21 protein-coding genes are annotated in these 21037 nt (G+C 69.1%); 8 read left to right on the top strand and 13 right to left on the bottom strand.

Translation table 11 applies throughout. The features are described from left to right. Position 1 precedes the first annotated feature (1 nt). Positions 2-895 (bottom strand): 1,4-dihydroxy-2-naphthoyl-CoA synthase, encoded by an 894-nt coding sequence (locus IU450_RS00245; RefSeq protein WP_195034591.1) that lies wholly within the window; start codon positions 893-895, stop codon positions 2-4. A 572-nt stretch (positions 896-1467) separates the two neighbouring features. Between IU450_RS00245 and IU450_RS00240 the strand changes: the two genes are divergently transcribed. From IU450_RS00240 to menD, 3 genes are all read left to right on the top strand, one after another. Then, entirely contained in the window at positions 1468-2124 is a 657-nt protein-coding gene (locus IU450_RS00240; protein WP_051169356.1) for a PaaI family thioesterase, read from the top strand. A 75-nt stretch (positions 2125-2199) separates the two neighbouring features. Then, entirely contained in the window at positions 2200-2646 is a 447-nt protein-coding gene (locus IU450_RS00235) for a DUF6918 family protein (RefSeq protein ID WP_195147778.1), read from the top strand. A gap of 327 nt (positions 2647-2973) precedes the next feature. Continuing rightward, entirely contained in the window at positions 2974-4617 is a 1644-nt protein-coding gene (gene menD / locus IU450_RS00230) for a 2-succinyl-5-enolpyruvyl-6-hydroxy-3-cyclohexene-1-carboxylic-acid synthase (protein WP_195147777.1), read from the top strand. A 12-nt stretch (positions 4618-4629) separates the two neighbouring features. Here the strand turns inward: menD and IU450_RS00225 are convergent, their stop codons facing one another. From IU450_RS00225 to IU450_RS00215, 3 genes are all read right to left on the bottom strand, one after another. Then, positions 4630-4857 carry a hypothetical protein gene (locus IU450_RS00225; RefSeq protein ID WP_195147776.1) on the bottom strand — a complete coding sequence of 76 codons (228 nt, stop codon included), beginning with the start codon at positions 4855-4857 and terminating at the stop codon, positions 4630-4632. 129 nt (positions 4858-4986) lie between these two features. Further along, positions 4987-5235 carry a hypothetical protein gene (locus IU450_RS00220; RefSeq protein WP_195147775.1) on the bottom strand — a complete coding sequence of 83 codons (249 nt, stop codon included), beginning with the start codon at positions 5233-5235 and terminating at the stop codon, positions 4987-4989. Between the two features lie 76 nt (positions 5236-5311). Next, positions 5312-5821, bottom strand: a complete 510-nt coding sequence (locus tag IU450_RS00215; RefSeq protein ID WP_195147774.1) for an SgcJ/EcaC family oxidoreductase — start codon at positions 5819-5821, stop codon at positions 5312-5314. A 62-nt stretch (positions 5822-5883) separates the two neighbouring features. Here IU450_RS00215 and IU450_RS00210 point away from each other — a divergent pair, with 62 nt between their 5' ends. Then, positions 5884-6342, top strand: a complete 459-nt coding sequence (locus tag IU450_RS00210; RefSeq protein ID WP_195147773.1) for a MarR family winged helix-turn-helix transcriptional regulator — start codon at positions 5884-5886, stop codon at positions 6340-6342. Positions 6343-6455: 113 nt separating this feature from the next. After that, positions 6456-7058, top strand: coding sequence for a TIGR03086 family metal-binding protein (locus IU450_RS00205; RefSeq protein ID WP_195147772.1), 603 nt, complete (start codon positions 6456-6458; stop codon positions 7056-7058). 13 nt (positions 7059-7071) lie between these two features. On the opposite strand, the gene IU450_RS00200 is transcribed toward IU450_RS00205, so the two are convergent. Continuing rightward, positions 7072-7692, bottom strand: a complete 621-nt coding sequence (locus tag IU450_RS00200) for a TetR/AcrR family transcriptional regulator (protein WP_195147771.1) — start codon at positions 7690-7692, stop codon at positions 7072-7074. Positions 7693-7805: 113 nt separating this feature from the next. Here IU450_RS00200 and IU450_RS00195 point away from each other — a divergent pair, with 113 nt between their 5' ends. Next, positions 7806-8840 (top strand): aldo/keto reductase, encoded by a 1035-nt coding sequence (locus IU450_RS00195; RefSeq protein WP_195147770.1) that lies wholly within the window; start codon positions 7806-7808, stop codon positions 8838-8840. Between the two features lie 21 nt (positions 8841-8861). Here IU450_RS00195 and IU450_RS00190 read toward each other — a convergent pair whose 3' ends face one another. The 5 genes from IU450_RS00190 to IU450_RS00170 all read right to left on the bottom strand — a co-directional run bounded on the left by IU450_RS00190 (position 8862) and on the right by IU450_RS00170 (position 16718). After that, the gene (locus tag IU450_RS00190; protein ID WP_195147769.1) at positions 8862-9137 is read right to left on the bottom strand and encodes a hypothetical protein; all 276 of its coding nucleotides are present in this window, start codon (positions 9135-9137) and stop codon (positions 8862-8864) included. Between the two features lie 751 nt (positions 9138-9888). Next, positions 9889-14076, bottom strand: a complete 4188-nt coding sequence (locus IU450_RS00185; RefSeq protein WP_228833878.1) for a bifunctional nitrate reductase/sulfite reductase flavoprotein subunit alpha — start codon at positions 14074-14076, stop codon at positions 9889-9891. 113 nt (positions 14077-14189) lie between these two features. Continuing rightward, positions 14190-14894: a demethylmenaquinone methyltransferase gene (locus tag IU450_RS00180; protein WP_181724772.1), complete on the bottom strand. Its 705-nt coding sequence runs from the start codon at positions 14892-14894 to the stop codon at positions 14190-14192. Between the two features lie 63 nt (positions 14895-14957). Continuing rightward, positions 14958-16100, bottom strand: coding sequence for a glycosyltransferase family 1 protein (locus tag IU450_RS00175; RefSeq protein ID WP_324197474.1), 1143 nt, complete (start codon positions 16098-16100; stop codon positions 14958-14960). 144 nt (positions 16101-16244) lie between these two features. Beyond that, the gene (locus tag IU450_RS00170) at positions 16245-16718 is read right to left on the bottom strand and encodes a DUF3592 domain-containing protein (protein ID WP_181724770.1); all 474 of its coding nucleotides are present in this window, start codon (positions 16716-16718) and stop codon (positions 16245-16247) included. A 39-nt stretch (positions 16719-16757) separates the two neighbouring features. Here IU450_RS00170 and IU450_RS00165 point away from each other — a divergent pair, with 39 nt between their 5' ends. Continuing rightward, positions 16758-17264 carry a DUF2505 domain-containing protein gene (locus tag IU450_RS00165; RefSeq protein WP_195147767.1) on the top strand — a complete coding sequence of 169 codons (507 nt, stop codon included), beginning with the start codon at positions 16758-16760 and terminating at the stop codon, positions 17262-17264. Between the two features lie 45 nt (positions 17265-17309). On the opposite strand, the gene IU450_RS00160 is transcribed toward IU450_RS00165, so the two are convergent. The 3 genes from IU450_RS00160 to IU450_RS00150 are packed head-to-tail and all read right to left on the bottom strand — an operon-like array spanning position 17310 to position 19518. Beyond that, positions 17310-17747 carry a VOC family protein gene (locus IU450_RS00160; RefSeq protein ID WP_195147766.1) on the bottom strand — a complete coding sequence of 146 codons (438 nt, stop codon included), beginning with the start codon at positions 17745-17747 and terminating at the stop codon, positions 17310-17312. 57 nt (positions 17748-17804) lie between these two features. Then, positions 17805-18233: a helix-turn-helix transcriptional regulator gene (locus IU450_RS00155; protein WP_195147765.1), complete on the bottom strand. Its 429-nt coding sequence runs from the start codon at positions 18231-18233 to the stop codon at positions 17805-17807. Between the two features lie 16 nt (positions 18234-18249). Continuing rightward, positions 18250-19518, bottom strand: a complete 1269-nt coding sequence (locus IU450_RS00150; RefSeq protein ID WP_195147764.1) for a geranylgeranyl reductase family protein — start codon at positions 19516-19518, stop codon at positions 18250-18252. Between the two features lie 223 nt (positions 19519-19741). On the opposite strand from IU450_RS00150, the gene IU450_RS00145 reads away from it, so the two are divergent. Then, a complete protein-coding gene (locus IU450_RS00145) occupies positions 19742-20782 on the top strand; it encodes a polyprenyl synthetase family protein (RefSeq protein ID WP_195148592.1) in 1041 nt (346 codons plus the stop codon). Positions 20783-21037: the final 255 nt, after the last annotated feature.

Raw genomic sequence — 21037 nt, 5'->3', positions numbered from 1 at the left:
GTCAGAAATGCCAGGGGTAGGGGGTCCAGTCCGGCTCGCGTTTCTGCAGGAACGCGTCGCGGCCTTCGACGGCCTCGTCGGTCATGTAGGCCATCCGCGTCGCCTCGCCCGCGAACAGTTGCTGGCCCACCAGTCCGTCGTCCAGCAAATTGAACGCGTACTTCAGCATCCGCTGTGCCTGCGGAGACTTGCCGTTGATGTCGGCGGTCCACTCCAGGGCGACGTCCTCCAGCTCGGCGTGGTCGACGACCTTGTTCACCGCGCCCATCTGGTGCATCTCCTCGGCGGTGTACGGGCGGCCGAGGAAGAAGATCTCGCGGGCGAACTTCTGCCCGACCATCTTGGCCAGGTACGCGCTGCCGTAGCCGCCGTCGAAGCTGCCCACGTCGGCGTCGGTCTGCTTGAAGCGGGCGTGCTCGCGGCTGGCCAGGGTGAGATCGCAGACCACGTGCAGGCTGTGCCCGCCGCCCGCGGCCCAGCCGTTCACCAGCGCGATCACCACCTTCGGCATGAAGCGGATCAGCCGCTGCACCTCGAGAATGTGCAGTCGGCCCGCACGGGCCTGATCGACCGTGTCCGCGGTGTCGCCGCTGGCGTACTGGTAGCCGCTGCGGCCACGGATGCGCTGGTCACCGCCGGAGCAGAAGGCCCAGCCGCCGTCCTTGGGGCTCGGCCCGTTGCCGGTGAGCAGGACCGCACCGACGTCCGGGGTCATCCTGGCGTGGTCGAGAGCCCGGTAGAGCTCGTCGACCGTATGCGGGCGGAAGGCATTGCGCACCTCCGGCCGATCGAAAGCGACACGCACGGTGCCCTGCTCGACATGCCGGTGATAGGTGATGTCGGTCAGATTCTCGAATCCCGGAACGGGCCGCCACAGCTTCGGATTGAACGTCACGCCTGTGATTATTGCTGGGTCTGATTTGCCGCGCCTTCGCGCGGCGTGTTCGCGGCCCCCTTGTGGCTCGGGCCGCGAACGGCGGATGCTCGGTCTCGCTTCGCTCGAAACCTGGGGTGGGGGTGAGCTGGGCGCGTCGGTAGGCGAGCTCACGGCATCGGGCACGCAGCCGGAGGGTGATCGTCAGGTCGGTCGGCGCTCAGGTCGGTCGGTGCTCGCGGTTTCCGGCTACGCGGTGGCTGCTCGGCCGCGAGCCGGGGCATGCTCGGTCTCACTTCGCCCGAACCTGGGTTGGGTGAGCCGGGCGCGTTAGTGGTCGGGCTCGGGTGTCGGGCCCGGCAGCCGGAGGCTGACCGTCAGGTCGGGGATCTGCGGTTATCGCCTACGCGGGGGGCTCGGAGGGAGCCGGGCCGCGAACGGGGCGTGCTCGCCCGCGATTCGGGGTTGGGCCGATGTGGTTGCGGGGGGAGTCGGCCGGTGGGATCGAGTGTTCGCCGCGCCCGCCGGTGGTTGGACGGTGGGGGTGCGGACCTTCGATTTGACGGTGTAAAACTACGCGTTACCGTGCAGGTATGAGCGAGCGAGTGAAACGGGTTATCGACCGGAGTGCGGTGGACGGGTCCCGGTACGAGAAGCACGGCGGGTTTCCGAAGGTCACGCCCGCGCGGGTCGGGCCGAACTTCGGCGGATTCGTGGACGCCATGCGGACGTTGCAGGATCTCGCGGTGTCCGTGGACGCGCCGGACGACGTCTTCGGGGCCGCGCAGGCCAAAGCTCGCGAGCTGATCGAGCTGCTCGAGCCCTACCGCGCACCGGAGTTGCAGGGACCGGCGGGCCGGGCCGTCGAATTGCCGGGCCGCGGAAGTCTTCTGCTGCTGCCGTGGCAAGTGGTCGAGGCGGGGCCGGACGGTATCGAGATGACGGGTGTGTTCCGCCGCTTCCATCTCGGCGGCAACGGAGCCGCGCACGGCGGCGTGCTGCCGCTGCTGTTCGACGACCTGCTCGGCATGATCGTGCACTACGCGGGCCGGCCGATCAGCCGCACCGCGTACCTGCACGTGAACTACCGCAAGATCACTCCGCTGGAAACGCAGCTGACCGTTCGCGGGCGGGTCGACCGGATCGAAGGGCGCAAGACTTTCATCACCGCCGAATTGCTCGATGAGCAGGGCGATTTGCTCGCCGACTGTGAAGGTCTGATGGTGGAGTTGCTGCCGTGGCAGCCATAGCCGGGTGAATGCTGGCGCGGGTGCGTATAGTTGCCCTCGCTCGTTCATCGATACCCGATCCGGAGGAACCTGAAAGTGGTTGCAGCACTGTCTGAATCCCTGCTCGACGACGCGAAGCGCCCGGCTTTCCTTGCCGACGCCGTCGAGGTTCTCGACGCCGAGGTCTCGGACAAGGGTGGTGCGTCCGGCCTGGCTGTGAAGGGTGGCTACGCGGCGGTCAAGAAGATCAGCCCGTCCATCGTGCCCGATGCGCTGGAGTCGTTGGCGCCCAAGCTCGTCGCACAGTTGGAGCCGTTCTGGCAGGAGTACGCCGCGTCGGGCTCCGGCAAGTTCGCCGATCTGCTCGTCGCCAAGTCCGACGAGGTCGCCGAGGCGTTGCTCGCCGTCACCGACGCTCGGGCCGAGTCGTCCACTCGCCCTGCCCTGCAGAAGGTGTACTCCTCGATGCGCTCCTCGGCGAAGAAGCACGTCGTCGAGGCGCTGCCGCGGGTCGGCGACCTGATCGAGAAGCACGCCGGCTGATTTCCGCGGCGCCTGCGGCGCTGCGTGTTCGCGAGGCCCCTCATGGCTCGCGTTCGAGTGACCCGACTTTCGCCGTGGCCACTCGAACGCGAGCCGGGCCGCGAACGATCACTGCGCAGTCCGGCTTCGCTCGAAACCGGTGGTCGAGCCGGTGTGGTTGCGTGGGGTGGGTCCGTGTCTGCTGAAGCTTTGCCCCTGCTGACGTATGCGACTGATCGCCGCTGCGGGCCCGCCACTGTGTGCGGGCATGGGCAGTGTCCGAGGACACAGTGTGATTGCGAGCCTCCCGGCGGGGACTTCTAGTTGACTGTCTGCCAGTCTGGAGATGTGAACCCGTCTACAGCCCAAGCGCAGGTCGTCGTCGACGAGTTCGTGCGCGGGGGCGTGCGTGATGTCGTCCTGTGCCCCGGCTCCCGGAACGCTCCGCTGGCTTTCGCCCTGCAGGCTGCCGACGCGGCCGGGCGGCTGCGACTGCACATGCGCATCGACGAGCGAACGGCGGGCTTCCTCGCCGTCGGGCTCGCGATCGCGAGCCGGCTCCCGGTCCCGGTCGTGATGACCTCGGGCACCGCGGTGGCCAACCTCGGGCCCGCCGTGCTGGAGGCGAACTACGCGCGGGTTCCGCTGGTGGTGCTCAGCGCCAACCGGCCCTACGAGCTGCTCGGCTCCGGCGCCAACCAGACCATCGAGCAGTTCGGCCTGTTCGGCAGCCAGGTCCGCGCCACGATCTCGCTCGGTCTCGCCGAGGAGGAAGCGGGCGACGCGGATCATCCGCCCTACGGTCAGCAGAACAGCCAGTGGCGCTCGGCGGTCTGCCGGGTGCTCGCCGCGGCGCGCGGCACCCGCTCCGGCAACGCGGGCCCGGTGCATTTCGACGTGCCGCTGCGTGAGCCATTGGTCCCCGACCTCGCGCCGGGGGAGTCGGCTCCCACGGGTCGCGCGGGCGAGTGCGCCTGGACCGAGACCCAGTATGCGACCCTGGACGTGCCGCTCGATCTGGACCTCACCCCGGACACGGTCGTCATCTCCGGTCACGGGGCCGGATTGCGGCCGGAGCTGGCGGATCTGCCGACCGTCGCGGAGCCCACCGCGCCGATGCACGGTCCCGCTCTGCACCCGCTCGCCCTGCCGCTGCTGCGGCCGAAACAGGCGATCATCACCGGCCGCCCCACCTTGCACCGTCAGGTATCGAAGGTGCTCGCCGATCCGGACATCCGCGTGTACGCGCTGACCACCGGGCCGCGCTGGCCCGATGTGTCCGGCAACGTGGTCGGCACCGGCACCCGCGCGGTCACCACCGGCACACCCAGCGCGCGATGGCTGGAGCACTGCCGCGAACTGAACGCGAAAGCCGATCAGGTGGTGCGTGCCGAACTCGCACGGCACCCGAAACCCACCGGGCTGCACGTCGCCGCGGTCGTGATGGACGCGCTGCACGACGGTGATCAGCTCCTGCTCGGCGCCTCCAACCCGGTGCGCGATGCCGCGCTGGTGTCGCACCCGCGGCCGGGAGTCAAGGTGCTGTCGAATCGTGGCGTCGCAGGCATCGACGGCACGGTGTCCACCGCGGTAGGCGCCGCGCTGCACCACGACGGGCGCACCATCGCGCTGATCGGTGACCTGACCTTCCTGCACGACGCGTCCGGCCTGCTCATCGGGCCCGGTGAACCGCGGCCTGCCGATCTGACCATCGTGGTGGCCAACGACGACGGCGGCGGCATCTTCGAGCTGCTCGAGCAGGGGGACCCGCAGTACGCGGGTGTGTTCGAGCGGGTCTTCGGCACACCGCACGGCATGGATCTCGCCGCGCTGTGCGCCGCCTACCGCATCCCGCACCGGCAGGTGGATCCACAGCAGCTGGCCGTCGAGCTGACCGGGCACGCCCATGGCACGCGAGTGCTCGAGGTGGCCACCGAACGGTCCAGCCTGCGCGAACTGCACGCGACGGTGCGGGCGAAGATCCAGCCCTGACCGAGCGAGCGGTCAGTACCCGAGTTCGTCCTCGGGGTCGTCATCGATCGGCACCGCGATGGACTGCTCGATCACGTCCGCCGGGTTCGCCTCCAAGATGTCACGCTCCAGGATCGCCCGTCCGACGGTGTCCTCCTGTTCCGCCAAGTCGTCGGCAGGCACCAGTTGCTCCGGATAGGCGGGAACGGACTGCTCGGCGAGATCGGCCTCAGGGACCGCGTCGGCAAGGGGATCTGACATCGTGCGCTCCTCTCCACGTAGGCCTCTCGCTCGGCATACCCGTCGTGGCACGCCGCAATCGAGGCGGACGATCGACTCCGACAGCATCGAGGATGCCCGCGGCCGGGCCGCACGGCAAGCATCTGTGGGTCAGTGTTGCCGGACTTCGTCGTCCTGCGCCGCCGTGCCGTTCGCGGGATGCTCGACCAGCGCGAGCGTTCGCCCGGCCATGAACCGCGCGGTTCGCACCGCCGTCCCCGATCGCGTCACCTCGCTGACTTCGACCACGCCCCGCGCGATCCGTACCTCGACCCGCCGCCCCGCCCGGGTAGCCGCGATCTCGTAACTGCGAGACCCGTCGCCGACGTCGACGACGATCTCCACTCGATCACCCTTCATCTTTCAATTGTCCGCTTTTCCAGGGCTTTTCACCGCTACGAGTTGGTTGCGGAAACAGCGGCGCCATTTCGCGCGGCTACCGAGCAGACCGACGGCCAAGCCCCATCGTGCGCGCGACGCGGCTCATCAGTCGAGACATCGCGGACGGAAAGGAGTCCGGTTCGGGAACCGTGACCGGCCGGACCCGACCGTTGTGGATCGCGGTCACCCGCCACCCCTCGGACGCGCGTACGAGCACCAGCGTCTGGCGCGAACGCCTGCGTTCGGGCAGTCGCGAGCGCCACGGCATCAGTACCGACGCGGTGCCGTGCAGGATCGCCACGTCCGGGGTGACGAAGCGGATCGATTCCAGTTCGCCGACCAGCGCGGAGCCTGCCAGCACGCCTCGGAAGAGCTTGTCGTGATTGTGCTGGTGCTCGGCGCGGCCGGTCGCACGCGTGCCGTCGTAGGACACGTAGTCGGAGTCGTCGGTGAACAACCCGGCGTAGGCCTCGGCGTCATTGTCGGTCCACGCCTGCATCAGGTCCTCGAACAGGGCTCGGATCCGGGCCTCGTCGGTGGCGGTGCGGCGGATGGTTTCGTTCATGGTGGTTCCCCGTTCGTGCTATCATTTCGATCAACGAAATGTACGGTAACAGAAAGTTTCGAATGTCGAAAGATGACCTCGTCGGCGAAATCGGTACGCATTTGCGGTTGCTCCAGCAGAGCTTCGACGTCTTCGATGAGGTGGTCGCCGCCCACCTCGGCGTGAACCGCACCGACTTGCGGTGCCTGGACGTGGTGCTCGGTCGCGGCCCGCTGCCCGCGGGAGAACTGAGCGCCGCGTTGAAACTCAGCCCCGCGGCGACCACCGCGGTCATCGATCGCCTGGAGCGTGCGGGATTCGTCGCGCGCGGCCAGGATCCGGCCAATCGGCGCCGCGTGCTGGTGACCGCCACCGCCGCCGCGGAAGAGATGGCGGAGCGGATCTTCGAGCCGGTGGGCCGGGCGGGAGCGCGGGCTCTCGATCGTTACGACACCGACCAGCTCGCGCTGATCCTCGACTTCCTGCGTATCGCGCTCGCCGTTCATCGCGGGCAAGCCGACCGCATCGCATCGAACGGCTGACCCGCGCTTCGACCCCGCGGTGCGGGTTCGGCGGCGCGTTCACTCGATACCGATGAATTCCGCGGCGCCGGGGCGTCTGCACGTTTGAAGACGTTCCCGGCTCAGGAGATTCGATGAATCCGGAATTCGATTTCGAACCGGCCGCGACCGCGTTGTCGTCCGTGGTCGGCCGCATCACCGATGATCAGCTCACGGCGCCGACGCCGTGCGCCGACACCACTGTGGGCGAGCTGCTCGCGCATGTCAGCGACTTGGCCGAAGCTTTTCGCCAGGCTGCTACCAAAGAGGCTGTCGGCGGTTCGGTCCCACCGGCTCCCCCGTCCGAGCGCACGCTGTCGCCGGATTGGCGCGAGCGCATTCCCGCCCAGCTCGATGCCTTGGTAGCGGCGTGGCGGGAGCCGGCGGCCTGGGAGGGCGTGACGGAGGCGGGCGGGGTGAGCGAGCCCGCTCCGGTGATGGCCAGGATCGCCCTGGACGAGGTGGTCGTGCACGGCTGGGATCTCGCGAAGGCCACAGGTCGGCCGTTCACCTGCGCCGCGGAGGATCTGGCGATCCTGCTGGACATGCTGCGCGACACACCCGCCGAAGGGGTGCCCGGTCTCTTCGGGCCGGTGCAGCCGGTCACGGCCGAAGCGTCCGTCTTGGAGCGGGTGCTCGCTTTCACCGGCCGCCGCGCCGACTGGACCGCGGAAGATCGAGGAGCGGTGCTGGGCTAGCCGGTAGTCCGGGTCAAGGCTCCGGAGTCACGAAGGTGCCTGCGGTCACGGCATCGACCGCGGCGCGGGCCGCCATATCCGCGGCGGCGTCGTCGATGGGATCGCCGCTGGCGAGCAGCCGGTAGTAGAGCGGGGCGGACACCGCGGACAGTGCCGCGCGCGCGTCGGTGCCATCCGGTGCTTCGCCGCGCGCCATGGCTGCCTCGATACAGGCCGACCATTCGGTGAGCCGGACGTCGTAGAAGCGGCGCAGGGCTACCGCGGCGGACTCGTCGCAGGTGGCGGCCGCGATCACGGCGCGGAAGAGCCTGCCCTGGCGTGGCTCGGACAGTGTCCGCGCGACCAGGCGTGCGTTCGCGGTGAGATCGCCGAGCAGCGAGCCGGTGTCGGCGTGCGGCAGCGACTGCTCGGCCATGTCGACCAGCAGGTCGGCGATCAGGCCGGTCGGCGTGCGCCAGCGGCGGTAGACGGTGGTCTTGCCGACCTCGGCGCGCGCCGCGACCTCGGCGAGGTCCAGGTGGGCGAAGCCGCGTTCGGCCAGCAGGTCGCCCGCGACGCGCAAGACGGCCTCGCGGACCCGTGCGGTCCGTCCGCCAGGGCGAACCGAGCCTGGCGCGGACTCTTCGTGTTCCATAACGGGTCTCCAGTTTCATTTACGCGTGGCCGGGTGTACTGTTCCAATTGTTAATGGAACTATAGACCCTTTAGGAGGGCCGTCCTGTGAACGTTCAGACGGTAGACACGCAAATGGAGTACCGGCGACTCGGCGCATCAGGTCTGCACGTCCCGGCCTTGAGCTTCGGCGCGGGTACCTTCGGCGGTCGCGGCGAGCTGTTCAGCGCGTGGGGCGACACCGACGCCGAGCAGGCGCGACGGCTGGTCGACCTCAGCCTGGACGCGGGCGTGAGCATGTTCGACACCGCCGACGTCTACTCCGACGGCGCGTCCGAGGAGGTGCTGGGTGCGGCCGTCAAGGGCAGGCGCGACCGGGTGCTGCTGTCCACCAAGGCGACGTTGCCGACCGGCGCGGGCCCGTGGGACGCCGGTTCCGGCCGGGCCAGGCTGATCGGCGCGGTGGAGGGGTCGCTGCGCAGGCTGGGCACCGACTACATCGATTTGTTCCAGCTGCACGCCTTCGACGCGGGCACCCCGGTGGAGGAAGTCGTCGCCGCGCTGGACGATCTGGTGCGCGCGGGCAAGATCCGCTATGTCGGCGCGTCGAACTTCGCGGGCTGGCAATTGATGAAATCCCTTGCCGCAGCGGATCGAAACGGTCTGACCAGGTATGTCGCACACCAGGTCTACTACTCGCTGGTCGGGCGCGACTACGAGTGGGAACTCATGCCGCTGGGCCGCGACCAAGGCGTCGGCGCGGTCGTCTGGAGTCCGCTGGGCTGGGGCAGGCTCACCGGAAAGATCCGGCGCGGCCAACCGCTTCCGGAGGGCAGCCGTCTGCACCGGACCGCCGAGGCCGGCCCTCCGGTGGACGAGGAGAAGCTCTACGACGTGGTCGACGTGCTCGACGAGCTGGCCGCCGAAACCGGGAAGACCGTCGCGCAGATCGCCCTCAACTGGCTGCTGCGCCGCCCCACCGTCGCGACCGTCATCGTCGGCGCCCGAAACGAGGAGCAACTGCGCCAGAACCTCGGCGCGATCGGCTGGGAACTCGACGCCGACCAGATCGCCCGCCTGGACAAAGCCAGTGCCACCACCCCGCCCTACCCCTACTACCCGTACTACCGCCTCCCGGACTTCACCCGCCTGAACCCACCCGCGGTGTGAGCGCGGGTGGCCGGGAACCCCTCAATCCACTTGTATCGGCATTGCGGTGAAGCCGAACTCACCGATCGTGATCACGGCCGGACCGCCCACGCGGTCCAGGTCGTATATCGCCTCGCCGAGGTGGGTGGACATCAAGTCCATCCACCACTCCCAAGGGGATTCCGGCCTTCCGTGCGAAGCGGCCTCCGCGATCTTCCGGTAGTACCGGAGCAGTGTGTCCGGAGTGAATTGCACGGCGACCGGCGGCGTCAGTGCGGTGCCGTCGCGTTCAACGATGTACGGGACGCCATCCCGCATTGTGATTGTCAATCCTTCCCATGCCCCTGCTCGAACGACAGAACCCGTCAGCTCGTCGTATGTCGGCTCATCCACGGCAAGCTTTCCCTCCCGGGGAGGCAGTGATAATCGCTCCGTCACTGCCAACGATAATGGTGGGTTCGACAGTTTTCGCGATCTGTCCGGTGACGTGGTTGACAAGATAGATCTGACCTGAGTAGCAGGTCTTGCCGCCTCCCGCCGGGCCGGTCCGGTCGGGTGTGTCGAGGGATTTAGCAATCGCGAGATCGGCGATATCGCGCCAATTCTTCCGCTCGACGTCGGCTAGATTATTTTGCCAGTCTTGCAGGTGTCGCCCCTGGATGTGGCGGAACCCCCAGCCATCCGTGCCACACTTCAGTGTTGCCTTGCTGTGTAGGTCGCTTCCACTTTGCCCTGTCCGGACGACACTCCGCAGGCACCCCACACCTGTGCCGCGTGTGCCGTCGCCGAAGCATAGGTGAAACCTGCCATGGTGACAGTGACGGCAAGTGCGGTGAGCGAAGCTCGGATATTCATGGAACCCCCCTGATCGTGTTGATAGACGCCCGCCGAACGGGCGATGTCGAGACCGGAACTCGAGGTGACCGTAGAAGCAGGCCCGTTCTGTAGTCGATGAACAGAACTCTCCAGCTCGATCAATAGGTTCGACGGCGCTAGCTGTGGCCTGGTTCCCTGCTGTGGTTGCGATCACATCATCGAGTTGTCAGGGGGGAGCGGTGGTCTCGCTGAATCAGTAGACGTCTCGGACGTAACGCTTTTCGGCGACGAGCTGCTTTTTGAACGCCAGCGCGCCGTCCTCGTCGAGTTTGCCGTGGATGCGCGCGATCCGCAGCAGCGCCTCGTCGACGTCCTTGGCCATGCGGCTGGCGTCGCCGCAGACGTAGAAGTGGGCGCCCTCGCGCAGCCAGGACCACAGCTCGGCGCCGTGTTCGATCATGCGGTGCTGCACGTAGATCCGCTCCCGCTGGTCGCGGGAGAAGGCCAGGTCGAGCCGGGTCAGGAAACCGGAACGGAACATGTCCTCCAGCTCGGCGCGGTAGTAGAAGTTCTGCGTCGCATGCTGATCGCCGAAGAACAGCCAGTTGCGCCCGGTGCAGCCGAGGGCCCTGCGCTCGTGCAGGAACCCGCGGAAGGGGGCGATGCCGGTGCCGGGGCCCACCATGATCATCGGTGCGGTCGGGTCGGCCGGGGGGCGGAAATGCGGTGCGCGCTGCAGGAAGATCGGCACGGCCGCGTCGGTGACGTCGGTATGGGCCCGGTCGGCGAGGAAGGTCGAGCACACCCCGCCGCGCCGCGCGGCCGATCCGGTGGCCGCCGGGTCGCCGTAGCGCACGATGCCGACGGTCAGCTCCACCTCATCCGGGCTGACCAGCGGGCTCGACGAGATCGAATACTGGCGCGGCTGCAACTTCTTCAGCGTGCCGAGCCACTCCACCAGATCGGCCCGCACCGGGAAGTCGCGCAGCACGTCCACCGCCTGCCGGTCCCACAGGTAATTCGCCAGCTCGTTGCGGTTGTCCCGGCGCAGCAGTTTGGCGAGCTTGCCGCTGTGGTTTCGTTCGGCGAGAAAGCCGAGCAGGTCCTGACCGACCTTGGTGATGTCGTAGTGCGTACGCAGCGCCTCGGCCAGCGGTATCTCGCGCTCGTCGACCTCGACGACACGGCGACCGTCCAGCCCGGTGGCGGCCAGCCATTCGGTGACCAACGAGGTGCAATTCACCGGCCAGACGCCCAGCGAATCACCCACCTCGTACGCGGCGTCCAGGCCGCGCAGATCGAATCCGAAGCGGCGCACCTCTTTCGGTGAGCCTCCGGCCGACAGCAAATCGTTGCGCACGAGCGGCGCGCGCAGCGGCGCGGTGCGGGTGAACGGCGCCGCGGTGCGGAGACGGCCGAGTGCCGGTGCGGCGCTCGGCAATTCCATCGTGGCGACTCCACCACGGGGCGCGGCCGGCCGCGGACCGGTGCCACCGTGCGGAAGATCCACCGGAGAGACCGGCTGCTCGGCATGCCCGTCGCCGAACGCGGTGAGCACCTCATCCAGCCAGCGCTGCGCCGCGTCTTCGTAGTCGGGTTCGCTGTCGACGCGCGGGAGCAACCGAGTCGCGCCCAGTTCGGCGAATTTCTCGTCGAGTTTGCGGCCGTAGCCGCAGAAGTCGTCGTAGGAGGAGTCGCCGAGGGCGAACACCGCGTATCGCACGCCGGTCAGCCGCACGGCGCCGTCGGCCAGGCTCTCCCAGAAATCGGCTCCGTTGTCCGGCGGCCCGCCGTCGCCGAACGTGCTGCTGACCACCAGGACGTCGCCGTGGATAGCGCTCGGCTCGCAGGAGTCCAGGTCCAGCAGTCGCGGCGCGAAGCCGTGCCCGGCCAGATGCGCCGCGACGGTGGCCGCGAACTCCTCCGCGGTGCCGGTCTGCGAGGCCCACAGCACGGTGACGGCGCGGGCGGTGTCGCCCTCGTCGACCGCGGGCGCCGGACCCGTCGCACCGCGCGAGTACATGCCTGCCAGCAGCCCGTCGACCCACAGCCTGCTGTGCGCGGACATCGGCGCCGACTCCGGCAGCACCGGCAGGCCGGTCACCGGAATCGCCTGCAGCGCGGCCAGGTAGCCGCTGAGGTAGATCCGCTCGGTCTCGCTGAGCGTCGGTGCGGTGTGACTGTCGAGGCCGAGCACCGCCGCCAACGGGTGCGCCGACCCCGCGGGCCGCTCGGCGGGAGTCTCGGGTCGCGGTACGGCGGCCACCCGGCGCAGCGCCACCGCGCACGCCTTGAACTCCGGTTGCAGCGAGGCCGGATCGACCGCGTCGTTGGTGACCGCGTTGATGGTGAGGTATTCGCCCTGCTCGTCGTTCCAATGGAACGGCACGAAGCAATCGCCCGGCCGCACGCGGTCGCTGATCTGCACCGGCAGCACGGCCCGACCCCGGCGCGAGGCGATCTCGAGCTGGTCGCCTTCGCGCAGCCCGAGCCGTTCGGCGTCGGCCGGATGCACCTCGACGAACGGCGTGCCGTTCAGCTTGGTCAGCTTGTCGATCTTGCCGGTCTTGGTCATCGTGTGCCACTGGTGCTGCAGGCGGCCGGTGTTCAGCAGGAACGGGTAGTCCTCGTCCGGCATCTCCTCCGGCAGCAGGTGCGGTCGCGGCCAGAACACCGCGCGGCGGCTCGGTGTGGCGAAGGCCAGCCGGGGCCGGTGGCCGTTCTCGTCCACGAACAGCGTCTGGCTGACCCCGTCGTTGCGATACCGGATCGGATTGCGCCTGCGCTCCGGATCCGAGCACGGCCACTGCACCGGCCCGTCTCGCAGCGCCTCGTAGCTCACGCCACGCAGGTCGTAGCCGGTGGCGGGATTCGCGAACCGCTTGATCTCGGCGAACACCTCGGCGCTGGTGGCGAACTCGAAACCGGGAAAACCCATCGCGGTGGCGATGTCGGCGATGATCCGCCAGTCCGGTCGCGCGTCACCGGTGGGCGGCACCGACTGCTGCAGCAGGGTGAGGTTGCGTTCGGAATTCACCATCACCGCGTCGGCCTCCGCCCACAGCGTGGCGGGCAACAGCAGGTCGGCGTAGGCGTTGGTCGCGGTCTCGGTGTACGCGTCCTGGGCGATCACCAGTTCGGCCGCCTCCAGCCCCGCGATCACCGTCTTCCGGTTCGACACGGTGGCCACGGGGTTGGTGCAGATGATCCAGGCCGCTTTGATCGTCCCTTCGGCCAGTTCGCGGAACATCTCCACCGTGCCGGGCCCTGCTTCGGTGCGCAGCGTGCCGGGCTCCAGCTCCCACACGGTCTCCACGAACGTGCGGTCCTCGGCGGAGAGCACGCTGCGCTGGCCGGGCAGGCCGGGCCCCATGTAGCCCATCTCACGCCCGCCCATGGCGTTCGGCTGCCCGGTGAGCGAGAAGGGCCCGCTGCCGGGACGGCAGATGGCTCCGGTGGCCAGGTGCAGATTGCACAGCGCGTTGGTGTTCCAGGTGCCGTGCGTGGACTGGTTGAGTCCCATCGTCCACAGCGACATCCACTCGCCCGCCGCGCCGATCCACTGGGCGGCGGTGCGGATGTCGGCCTCGGCCAGCCCGGTGATCTCCGCCACCCGCTGCGGCGCATAGTCGGCCAGGAACTCCGGCATCGCGTCCCAGCCCTCGGTGTGCTCGGCGATGAACTCCGCGTCGATGTCACCGTTGGCAACCAGCAGGTGCAGCAGTCCGTTCAGCAGCGCGAGATCAGTGCCGGGAGCGATCTGCAGAAAGAGGTCCGCGCGCGCGGCCGTCTCGGTGCGACGCGGGTCGACCACGATCAGCTTTGCCCCGGACTTGAGCCGATCGGCCATTCGCAGGAACAGGATCGGATGGCAGTCGGCCATGTTCGCGCCGATGACGAAGAACAGGTCCGCGTGCTCGAAGTCGTCGTAGGAGCCAGGCGGCCCGTCCGCGCCGAGCGACTGCTTGTATCCGGTCCCCGCGCTGGCCATGCACAGCCGCGAGTTGGCCTCGATGTGCACCGTGCGTAGATAGCCCTTGGCGAGCTTGGTCGCGAGGTACTGCGCTTCCAGCGACATCTGCCCGGAGACATACAGCGCGATCGCGTCCGGCCCGTGCTCGTCCAGGATCGCGCGCAGCCGGGTCGCCGCCTCGTGCACCGCCTCGTCGACCGGGAACGGCACCGGGACCTGGCCGCGCTCGGAGCGCCGGTAGGCGGTCTCCATCCGCCCCGGGGTGCGCATCAATTCCGCGTGCGTCGCCCCCTTGGTGCACAGCCTGCCCGCGTTCGCCGGGTGCAGTTTGTCGCCGCTGACCTTGGCGATAACCGGCTTGCCCGCGCCGTCGGCGGCGGTCGACACCGTCATCCCGCAGCCCACGCCGCAGTACGAGCACGCCGTTCGGGCAGTGCCGTCGCCGCGGCCGGTGACTGGATCGGTCATGCCTCCGATCATGCGGACCGCCGATTGCGCCGGATTTACCTCGCGTTATCGCCAGGTGACATTCCTCCTCACCGCTCCCGAAACCGGCGGTGAGGTGTGATGGAAGTCTCCGCTCAGCCGAGCTTGTAGGCCCGGTGCAGGGCCACAACGCCCCCGGTGAGGTTGCGCCACTTCACCGACGACCACCCGTTCGCCGCGATCCGCATCGCCAGCCTGCGCTGGTTCGGCCATTCGGAGATGGATTCGGCGAGGTAGACGTAGGCGTCGGGGTTGCTGCTCACCACGCGGGCCACCTTGGGCAGCGCCTTCATCAGGTACTCCAGGTAGACGGTGCGGAACACCGGGAGCACCGGCGCGGAGAACTCGCACACCACCAGCCTGCCGCCGGGCTTGGTGACCCGCAGCATCTCACGCAGGGCGAGATCGGTGTCGGCCACGTTGCGCAGTCCGAACGAGATGGTCACCGCGTCGAAGGAGTCGTCGGCGAACGGCAGTGCCATCGCGTCGGCCGCCACCATCGGCACGTCCCGGAACCGGCCCGCGCTGAGCATGCCCTTGGAGAAGTCGGCCGCCAAGCACCAGGCGCCGGATTTCTGCAGCTCCAGCGTGGACACGCCGGTACCGGCGGCGAGATCGAGCAATCGCTCGCCCGGCCGCGGCGCCAGGGCCTTGCGCGTGGCCCAGCGCCAGTAGCGATCCTGCCCCGCGGAGATCACCGTGTTGGTCAGGTCGTATCGCCGGGCCACGCCGTCGAACATCGACGCGACTTCCCGCGGCTGCTTGTCCAACGAGGCCCGGTTCGATTGCGTTTTCGCCACGCCAAGACCCTAACTCGCGGTCTGTTACGAACCGAGCGTGGCGCGCATCACGCCCGACGGGGTTCAGGCCGTATGCGGCAACCGAATCCGCGTCCCGGTCACCTCGGCGTAGTGGCCCATCAGCTGGGTGCAGATGGCAGGCCAGGTCCGCGACAGCACCGACTTCCTGGCCGCCCCGGCGAACCGGGCGCGCAGCTGTGGATCGTGCAGTCCCCCGATGGCGCTGGGCAGCAACTCTTCGAACCGATCCACCGGAAGCAGATAGCCGTTGCGGCAGTGGGCGATCAGGTCGCGCGGACCGCCCGCGTCCGGGCCGATCACCGGGATGCCCGACGCCAGCGCCTCCTGCACGCCCTGACAGAACGTCTCGTGCTCGCCGGCGTGCACCATCACGTCCAGGCTGGCGTACGCCCGGGCCAGCTCGTCGCCGCCGAGTTCGCCGGTGAACACGGCGGTCGGCATGCGGCGCGCCAGCCGCTGACGTTCCGGCCCGTCGCCGACGATCACCAGCTGGATGTCGGGGTCGGCGCCCAGCACCGCGAGCCGCTCGACGTGCTTCTCCGGCGCGAGCCGCCCCACGAAGCCCACCAGCAGGCGGTCCCGGCCGGCGAGCCAGGCGGCGCGCAGCTCCTCGGAGCGGGCGCTCGGGGTGAACCGCGCGATGTCGACCCCGCGCCCCCACCGGTGCACGCGCGGGATGCCGTGCCGCGCGAGGTCCTCCGCCGCGGCCCGGGAGGGTGCGAGCGTGCGGGTGGCTCCCTCGTGGATGCGCCGGGTCCAGCCCCAGGCGGCGCGGCTCGCCAGGCCGAGGCCGTAGCTCTTGGCGAAGCCCGCGACGTCGGTCTGGTACACCGCGACGGTCGGCAAGTCCAGTCGCAGCGCCGCGCCGAGACCGCCCGCGCCGAGCAGGAACGGCGAGGCCAGGTGGACCACGTCGGCGTCGAAGTCCTCGATGGCCGAGACGATGCCCGGCTGCGGCAGCCCCACCGGCAGCGAGCTGACCTTCGGCACCATCACCGCGGGCACCCGGTGGACGGGGAAACGTCCGTAGTCGCGCGCGGCGGCGGGCTGCCCGCGCGGCGTGTCCGGCGCGATGATCAGCGCGTCGTGCCCGTGCCGGTCCAGATGCTCCAGCACCCGCAGCACGGAGTTGACGACGCCGTTCATGTTCGGCAGAAACGACTCCGCGACGATCGCTACACGCACGCTCCCAGCCTGAACGGCGCACCGCGCCGCGTCCTCACGCCGAAGTGAAGGACATGGAAAGATCCGGCGAACTGTCGGGGGCGCGCGGCGGCAGACCGGGCTGTTCGACGACTCCCGCGCGGATGAGGAAGGCGAATGGGGAATTCAGCCCTGCGGAGCGGGCCGGCCTACCGGCGCGGTTGCGCGTCTGTTCGCGCGGGAGAGCAACCACAGCGTGGGCAGCGCGAGCAGCCACACCACCACGATGACCGACAACGCGGGCGGAATGGCCACGCGCACGTCCCGGCCTTCCACGCGCACCAGGTCGGGATCGCTGCGGCTGTATTCCACGCGAATCCGCTCACCCGCGGTCAGATTGGTCGGATACAGGACGCCGACCTTCGGGTTGTGCGTCTCGCCGTCCGGTGTGACGTACATGACCGCCGAGCGCAGCCGCCCCGCCGAGAGCACCTCGGCCGTGGTGCTGCCCTTGTCGGAGCTGATCAGATAGTCGTTGCGCCACGCGGCCAGCACCAGCAGGCCGACGAGCACGCTCACCGCCGTCGCGGCGATCAGCACTCCGATCCCGGCCCGCCGCAGGCGGATCGGCCGCCCGCTGGACTGACTGGTTTCCGACACCGCCACAGGCTACCCAGCGGCTCGGATACGGTGGCGGCCATGTCCCGAAAATTCAGCTTCACCGTGCCTTACACCGTCCCGGTCGAAGATCTCCACCGGGCACTCACCACCGACGACGTCTGGCGGGCCCGTTTCGCCGACGCCCCGACCGCGACGCTGGACCTGTCCCATCCCGACGGCGCGGGCACCATTCGTATCCATATGACCGAAAAGGCCGCGGAAGACAAGGTACCCACCCTGGTCCGCAAGGTGCTCAAGAGCGAGCTCACCTTCTCCCGCACCGACAACTGGCAGCCGCTGGTCGGCGAGGTCGCCAAGGGCAGCTTCGAAGCGAGCACCGGTGGCATCAACACCGCGATGTCCGGGGCCTACGAGATCCGTTCCACCGCCGAGGGTTCCGAACTCGAGGTTGTGGGCACCGTGCAGGTGAAGGTACCCCTGGTCGGCGGCGCGATCGAGCCGCTCGCCGAACAGCTGCACCATCGGGTGCTCAACAGCGAGCGCAAATTCATCGAGGAGTGGCTGTCGGCGAAGCCGACCGCCTGAGCAGGCGCGTTGCCCCGGTTGGCGCCGGGGCAACGCCGCCGCGTCCTAGGCGAAATCCTGCGGCGAGTACTCCTTCCGCTCCACCAGGACCAGCCAGTTCCCGGAATTGTCCCGGATGACCGCCTCGGTCCCGTAGGGCCGTTCGGCGGGCGGCTGCACGAACTCCACCCCCTTGGCGGTGAGCTCCTCGAAGGTCTTCTGGCAGTTCTCGGTCCGCAGGCCGAGTGAGCCGTGCGTGCCGTTGGCCAGCGCGCGCCGGACGGCCTCGGCGTAGTTCTCGTCCAGCGGCGGGCCCGGGAGCATCAGCGTGATCTCCAGCTCGGGGTGGGCGGGATGCGCGACGGTGACCCAGCGGAAACCGTTGTCGCCCATGGTGACGTCGCTGGTCTCGACGAACCCGAGCTTGTCGATGTACCACTGCTTGGCCGCGGTCTGGTCGGTGACGTAGATCGTGACCAGGGAAACGTTCGTAATCGTCGTCATGCGGCCAGGCTATGGCCGACGCCGGTCCGCGGGCTTCTCCGAAATTGCGCCGTTCGCTCAGCTGGGCGGTTCGCGGTCCGACAGCCCGTGCATGAAGACGAAACAACCGGGGATGCGCGGCGCGCCGTCCGCGAATTTCCCCTGGTACTGCGACGGCGTGACCCCGACCAGCTGGCGGAACTTGCTGCTGAACGAGCCGAGGCTGCTGTAGCCGACCAGCATGCACACCTCGGTGACCGTGAGGTTGGTCGCCCGCAGCAGATCCTGCGCGCGTTCGATGCGCCGCTCGGCCAGGTATGCGGCGGGGGTCAGGCCGTAGACCGCGGCGAACGCGCGCAGGAAGTGGTATTTGGACACCCCGGCGGCCGCGGCCAGCTCGTCCAGATTCAGCGGGTCGGCGTAGTGCCGGTCGGCGAGGTCTCTGGCTCGGCGCAGATGCGGGAGCAGATACAGCGCGGGCAATCCGCGCGCTCGTTGTTCGCCCATCGCGCCGTCACCCTCCCTAAGCGAACGGCGGACGTTCATCGAGGCGCATCGACGTCCGGCCCGCGATCCGCCACGCCCGCGCGGTCAAGTCGACGTCCTCGTCGGTCACCAGGTTGCCCATCACCCGGACGGCCGTGCGCTGCAAGTACTTCGAACGCATCACCGGGGGACCGCCCAGCGGCACCATGCGCGGATGGGTGGCCAGGCCCGCGATCCGCCGGGCGACGGAGAACGTGCGTCCGTAGCGGGCGCGCAGCACCTGCGGCCAGATCTCGGTGAGGTCGGGCTCGTCCAGCAGATCGGCCAGCAGGTGACCGCCCTCCAAGCCGTAGTCGATGCCTTCGCCGTTGAGCGGGTTCACACAGCCCGCGGCGTCACCGATCAGCACCCAGTTGCGTCCGGCGACGTTCGACACCGCGCCGCCCATCGGGAGCAGCGCCGAGGCCACCGCGCGCAGCGAGCCCTCGAACTGCCATTCCTCCCTGCGCAGCGCCGTGTAGTGCGCGAGCAGCGGTTTCAACGCGATATGCGAGGGCCGCCGCTCCGTGGCCAGCGACCCGACGCCGATGTTGACCTCACCATTGCCGAGCGGGAACACCCAGCCGTAACCGGGAACCAGCTCACCTGCGGCGTCGCGCAGCTCCAGATGCGAAGTGATCCACTGGTCGTCGCTGCGGCCGGACTTGATGTAGGCGCGCGCGGCGGTGCCGTAGGCGTACTGCCGATGCCAGGTGCGGCCGAGCAGCCGCCCGACCGGCGAACGCACTCCGTCGGCGACCACCAGCGTGCGGCACGCGATCGTCCGCGTACCGTCGGCCGTTCGCACCGTCACACCGGTGACCCGGTCACCCTCGCGGGTGACATCGACCACCTTCGTACCGTCCACCATGCGCGCGCCGGACTTCACCGCCGTCTCGCGCAGCTTGTCGTCGAGTTCGGTTCGGGGAACCGCGCTCCCGTAAGTCGGGAAGGAACCGCCCGGCCAGCTCAGCAGCGCCTCGCGGCCGAAGCCGGTCATCCGGAGGCCGTGGTTGACGATGTGCGCGCGCACCCACTCGCCGAGGCCGAGCTGCTCGAGTTCGGCGGTCGCGCGCGGGGTCAGCCCGTCACCGCAGGTCTTGTCCCTGGGAAAGACGGCGGAATCGACGAGCACCACGTCTCGTCCCGCCCGCGCCGCCCAGGCTGCCGACGCCGATCCGGCCGGGCCCGCGCCGACGACCAGCACCTCGGCCCGGCTGGGCAACGCGTCCTGGTCGCTCGCGGGACTCGCTTCCGGTGAACCCATGCGGTCCATACTCGCAGGGCCGTCTCGCCCATGTCGACGGCGGTCACGCGCGCGTCACGGACGAGTACGAGCGAGGCGATGCGACCGTGACCGAATATCCACAGAGTGACGGTGTTCATGGGCCATCCGACGGGGACACGCTAGGTTCTCTACCGTGGGGTCGGACGCATCGCTGGGAGAAGAAATGAGCACATCGGCCATGAGCGAGCGCGGCGAGCGAATCATGGACACGGCGCACGGCGGGCACGGCGGAGCCGGAGGCGACGTGAGCACGGTCGTGGCCGGGGTCGACCTCGGCGACATCGGGCTAGCCGACACGGTGCGCTCCGGCTTGGCCCAGGTGGAGAAACTCCTGGTCGACGAGCTGTCCGACGGTGCGGAATTCCTCCAGGAAGCCGCGCTGCACCTGGCCAAGGCCGGCGGAAAGCGATTCCGTCCGCTGTTCACCATCCTCACCGGGCAGCTCGGCCCGCGGCCCACCGATCCCGCCCTCGTCACCGCGGGCACCGTGGTCGAGCTCGTGCACCTGGCCACGCTGTACCACGACGACGTGATGGACGAGGCCCCGATGCGGCGCGGCGCCCCGAGCGTCAACTCGCGGTGGGGCAACAACATCGCCATCCTCGCGGGCGACTACCTGTTCGCGCACGCGTCCCGGCTCACCTCCACCCTCGGTCCCGACGCGGTGCGCATCATCGCCGAGACCTTCGCCGAACTGGTCACCGGCCAGATGCGCGAGACCATGGGCGCCCGCGAGTCCCAGGACCCGGTCGAGCACTACCTGCGCGTGGTGTGGGAGAAGACCGGCTCGCTCATCGCCGCCTCCGGTCGTTTCGGCGGCACCTTCTCCGGCGCGGACCCCGAGCACGTCGAGCGCTTGGCCCGCCTCGGCGACGCGGTCGGCACCGCCTTCCAGATCTCCGACGACATCATCGACATCTCCTCCGCCTCCGAACAGTCCGGCAAGACCCCCGGCACCGATCTGCGTGAAGGCGTGCACACCTTGCCGGTGCTGTACGCGCTGCGCGAAGAGGGTGCCGAGGGCGACCGCCTGCGCAAGCTGCTCGCCCGCCCGCTGGAAACCGACGACGAGGTCGAAGAGGCGATCGACCTGCTGGCCGATTCGCGTGGCATGGCACTGGCCAAGGAGAAGCTCCAGGGCTACGCCGACCTCGCCTACGCCGAGCTGTCCGCGCTGCCCGGCGGCCCCGCCAACGACGCGCTCGAGCGGCTGGTGCGCTACACCATCGAACGCGTGGGATGAGCTGTGTTCTCGGCCGCGCGGGCGCGGCGGGTTCGCGGCCGCTCTGTGGCTTGCGCCCGAGCGACCGCCGCTAGCGACTGCGTCGCGGTCACTGGTGGGCGAGCCGGGCCGCGAACGCGCTCGTAAGACTCGCGCTGTGCGGGGCCGGTAGGACTTGTTCGATGCGCCTCGTCCGGTGTGCAGGCGCTTGCGACTCGCTGGATGCACGGAGTCGCAGTGGCTCGAAGCTCGCCGTATGCGGGCGAGGACGAATTC

This window comes from Nocardia abscessus (assembly GCF_015477775.1).
Lineage (GTDB): Bacteria > Actinomycetota > Actinomycetes > Mycobacteriales > Mycobacteriaceae > Nocardia > Nocardia abscessus_A.
Note: the sequence above shows the minus strand (reverse complement) of the source record. Positions and strands in the feature narration are given on the sequence as shown.

Bases quoted from the DNA above. Each gene is read 5' to 3' on its own strand.
- IU450_RS00240 (WP_051169356.1), top strand. From the start codon at position 1,468: ATGAGCGAGCGAGTGAAACGGGTTATCGACCGGAGTGCGGTGGACGGG.
- IU450_RS00225 (WP_195147776.1), bottom strand. From the start codon at position 4,857: ATGTCAGATCCCCTTGCCGACGCGGTCCCTGAGGCCGATCTCGCCGAG.
- IU450_RS00220 (WP_195147775.1), bottom strand. From the start codon at position 5,235: ATGAAGGGTGATCGAGTGGAGATCGTCGTCGACGTCGGCGACGGGTCT.
- IU450_RS00215 (WP_195147774.1), bottom strand. From the start codon at position 5,821: ATGAACGAAACCATCCGCCGCACCGCCACCGACGAGGCCCGGATCCGA.
- IU450_RS00210 (WP_195147773.1), top strand. From the start codon at position 5,884: ATGTCGAAAGATGACCTCGTCGGCGAAATCGGTACGCATTTGCGGTTG.
- IU450_RS00205 (WP_195147772.1), top strand. From the start codon at position 6,456: ATGAATCCGGAATTCGATTTCGAACCGGCCGCGACCGCGTTGTCGTCC.
- IU450_RS00200 (WP_195147771.1), bottom strand. From the start codon at position 7,692: ATGGAACACGAAGAGTCCGCGCCAGGCTCGGTTCGCCCTGGCGGACGG.
- IU450_RS00195 (WP_195147770.1), top strand. From the start codon at position 7,806: ATGGAGTACCGGCGACTCGGCGCATCAGGTCTGCACGTCCCGGCCTTG.
- IU450_RS00190 (WP_195147769.1), bottom strand. From the start codon at position 9,137: ATGCGGGATGGCGTCCCGTACATCGTTGAACGCGACGGCACCGCACTG.
- IU450_RS00185 (WP_228833878.1), bottom strand. From the start codon at position 14,076: ATGACCGATCCAGTCACCGGCCGCGGCGACGGCACTGCCCGAACGGCG.
- IU450_RS00165 (WP_195147767.1), top strand. From the start codon at position 16,758: ATGTCCCGAAAATTCAGCTTCACCGTGCCTTACACCGTCCCGGTCGAA.
- IU450_RS00160 (WP_195147766.1), bottom strand. From the start codon at position 17,747: ATGACGACGATTACGAACGTTTCCCTGGTCACGATCTACGTCACCGAC.
- IU450_RS00155 (WP_195147765.1), bottom strand. From the start codon at position 18,233: ATGGGCGAACAACGAGCGCGCGGATTGCCCGCGCTGTATCTGCTCCCG.
- IU450_RS00150 (WP_195147764.1), bottom strand. From the start codon at position 19,518: ATGGGTTCACCGGAAGCGAGTCCCGCGAGCGACCAGGACGCGTTGCCC.
- IU450_RS00145 (WP_195148592.1), top strand. From the start codon at position 19,742: ATGGACACGGCGCACGGCGGGCACGGCGGAGCCGGAGGCGACGTGAGC.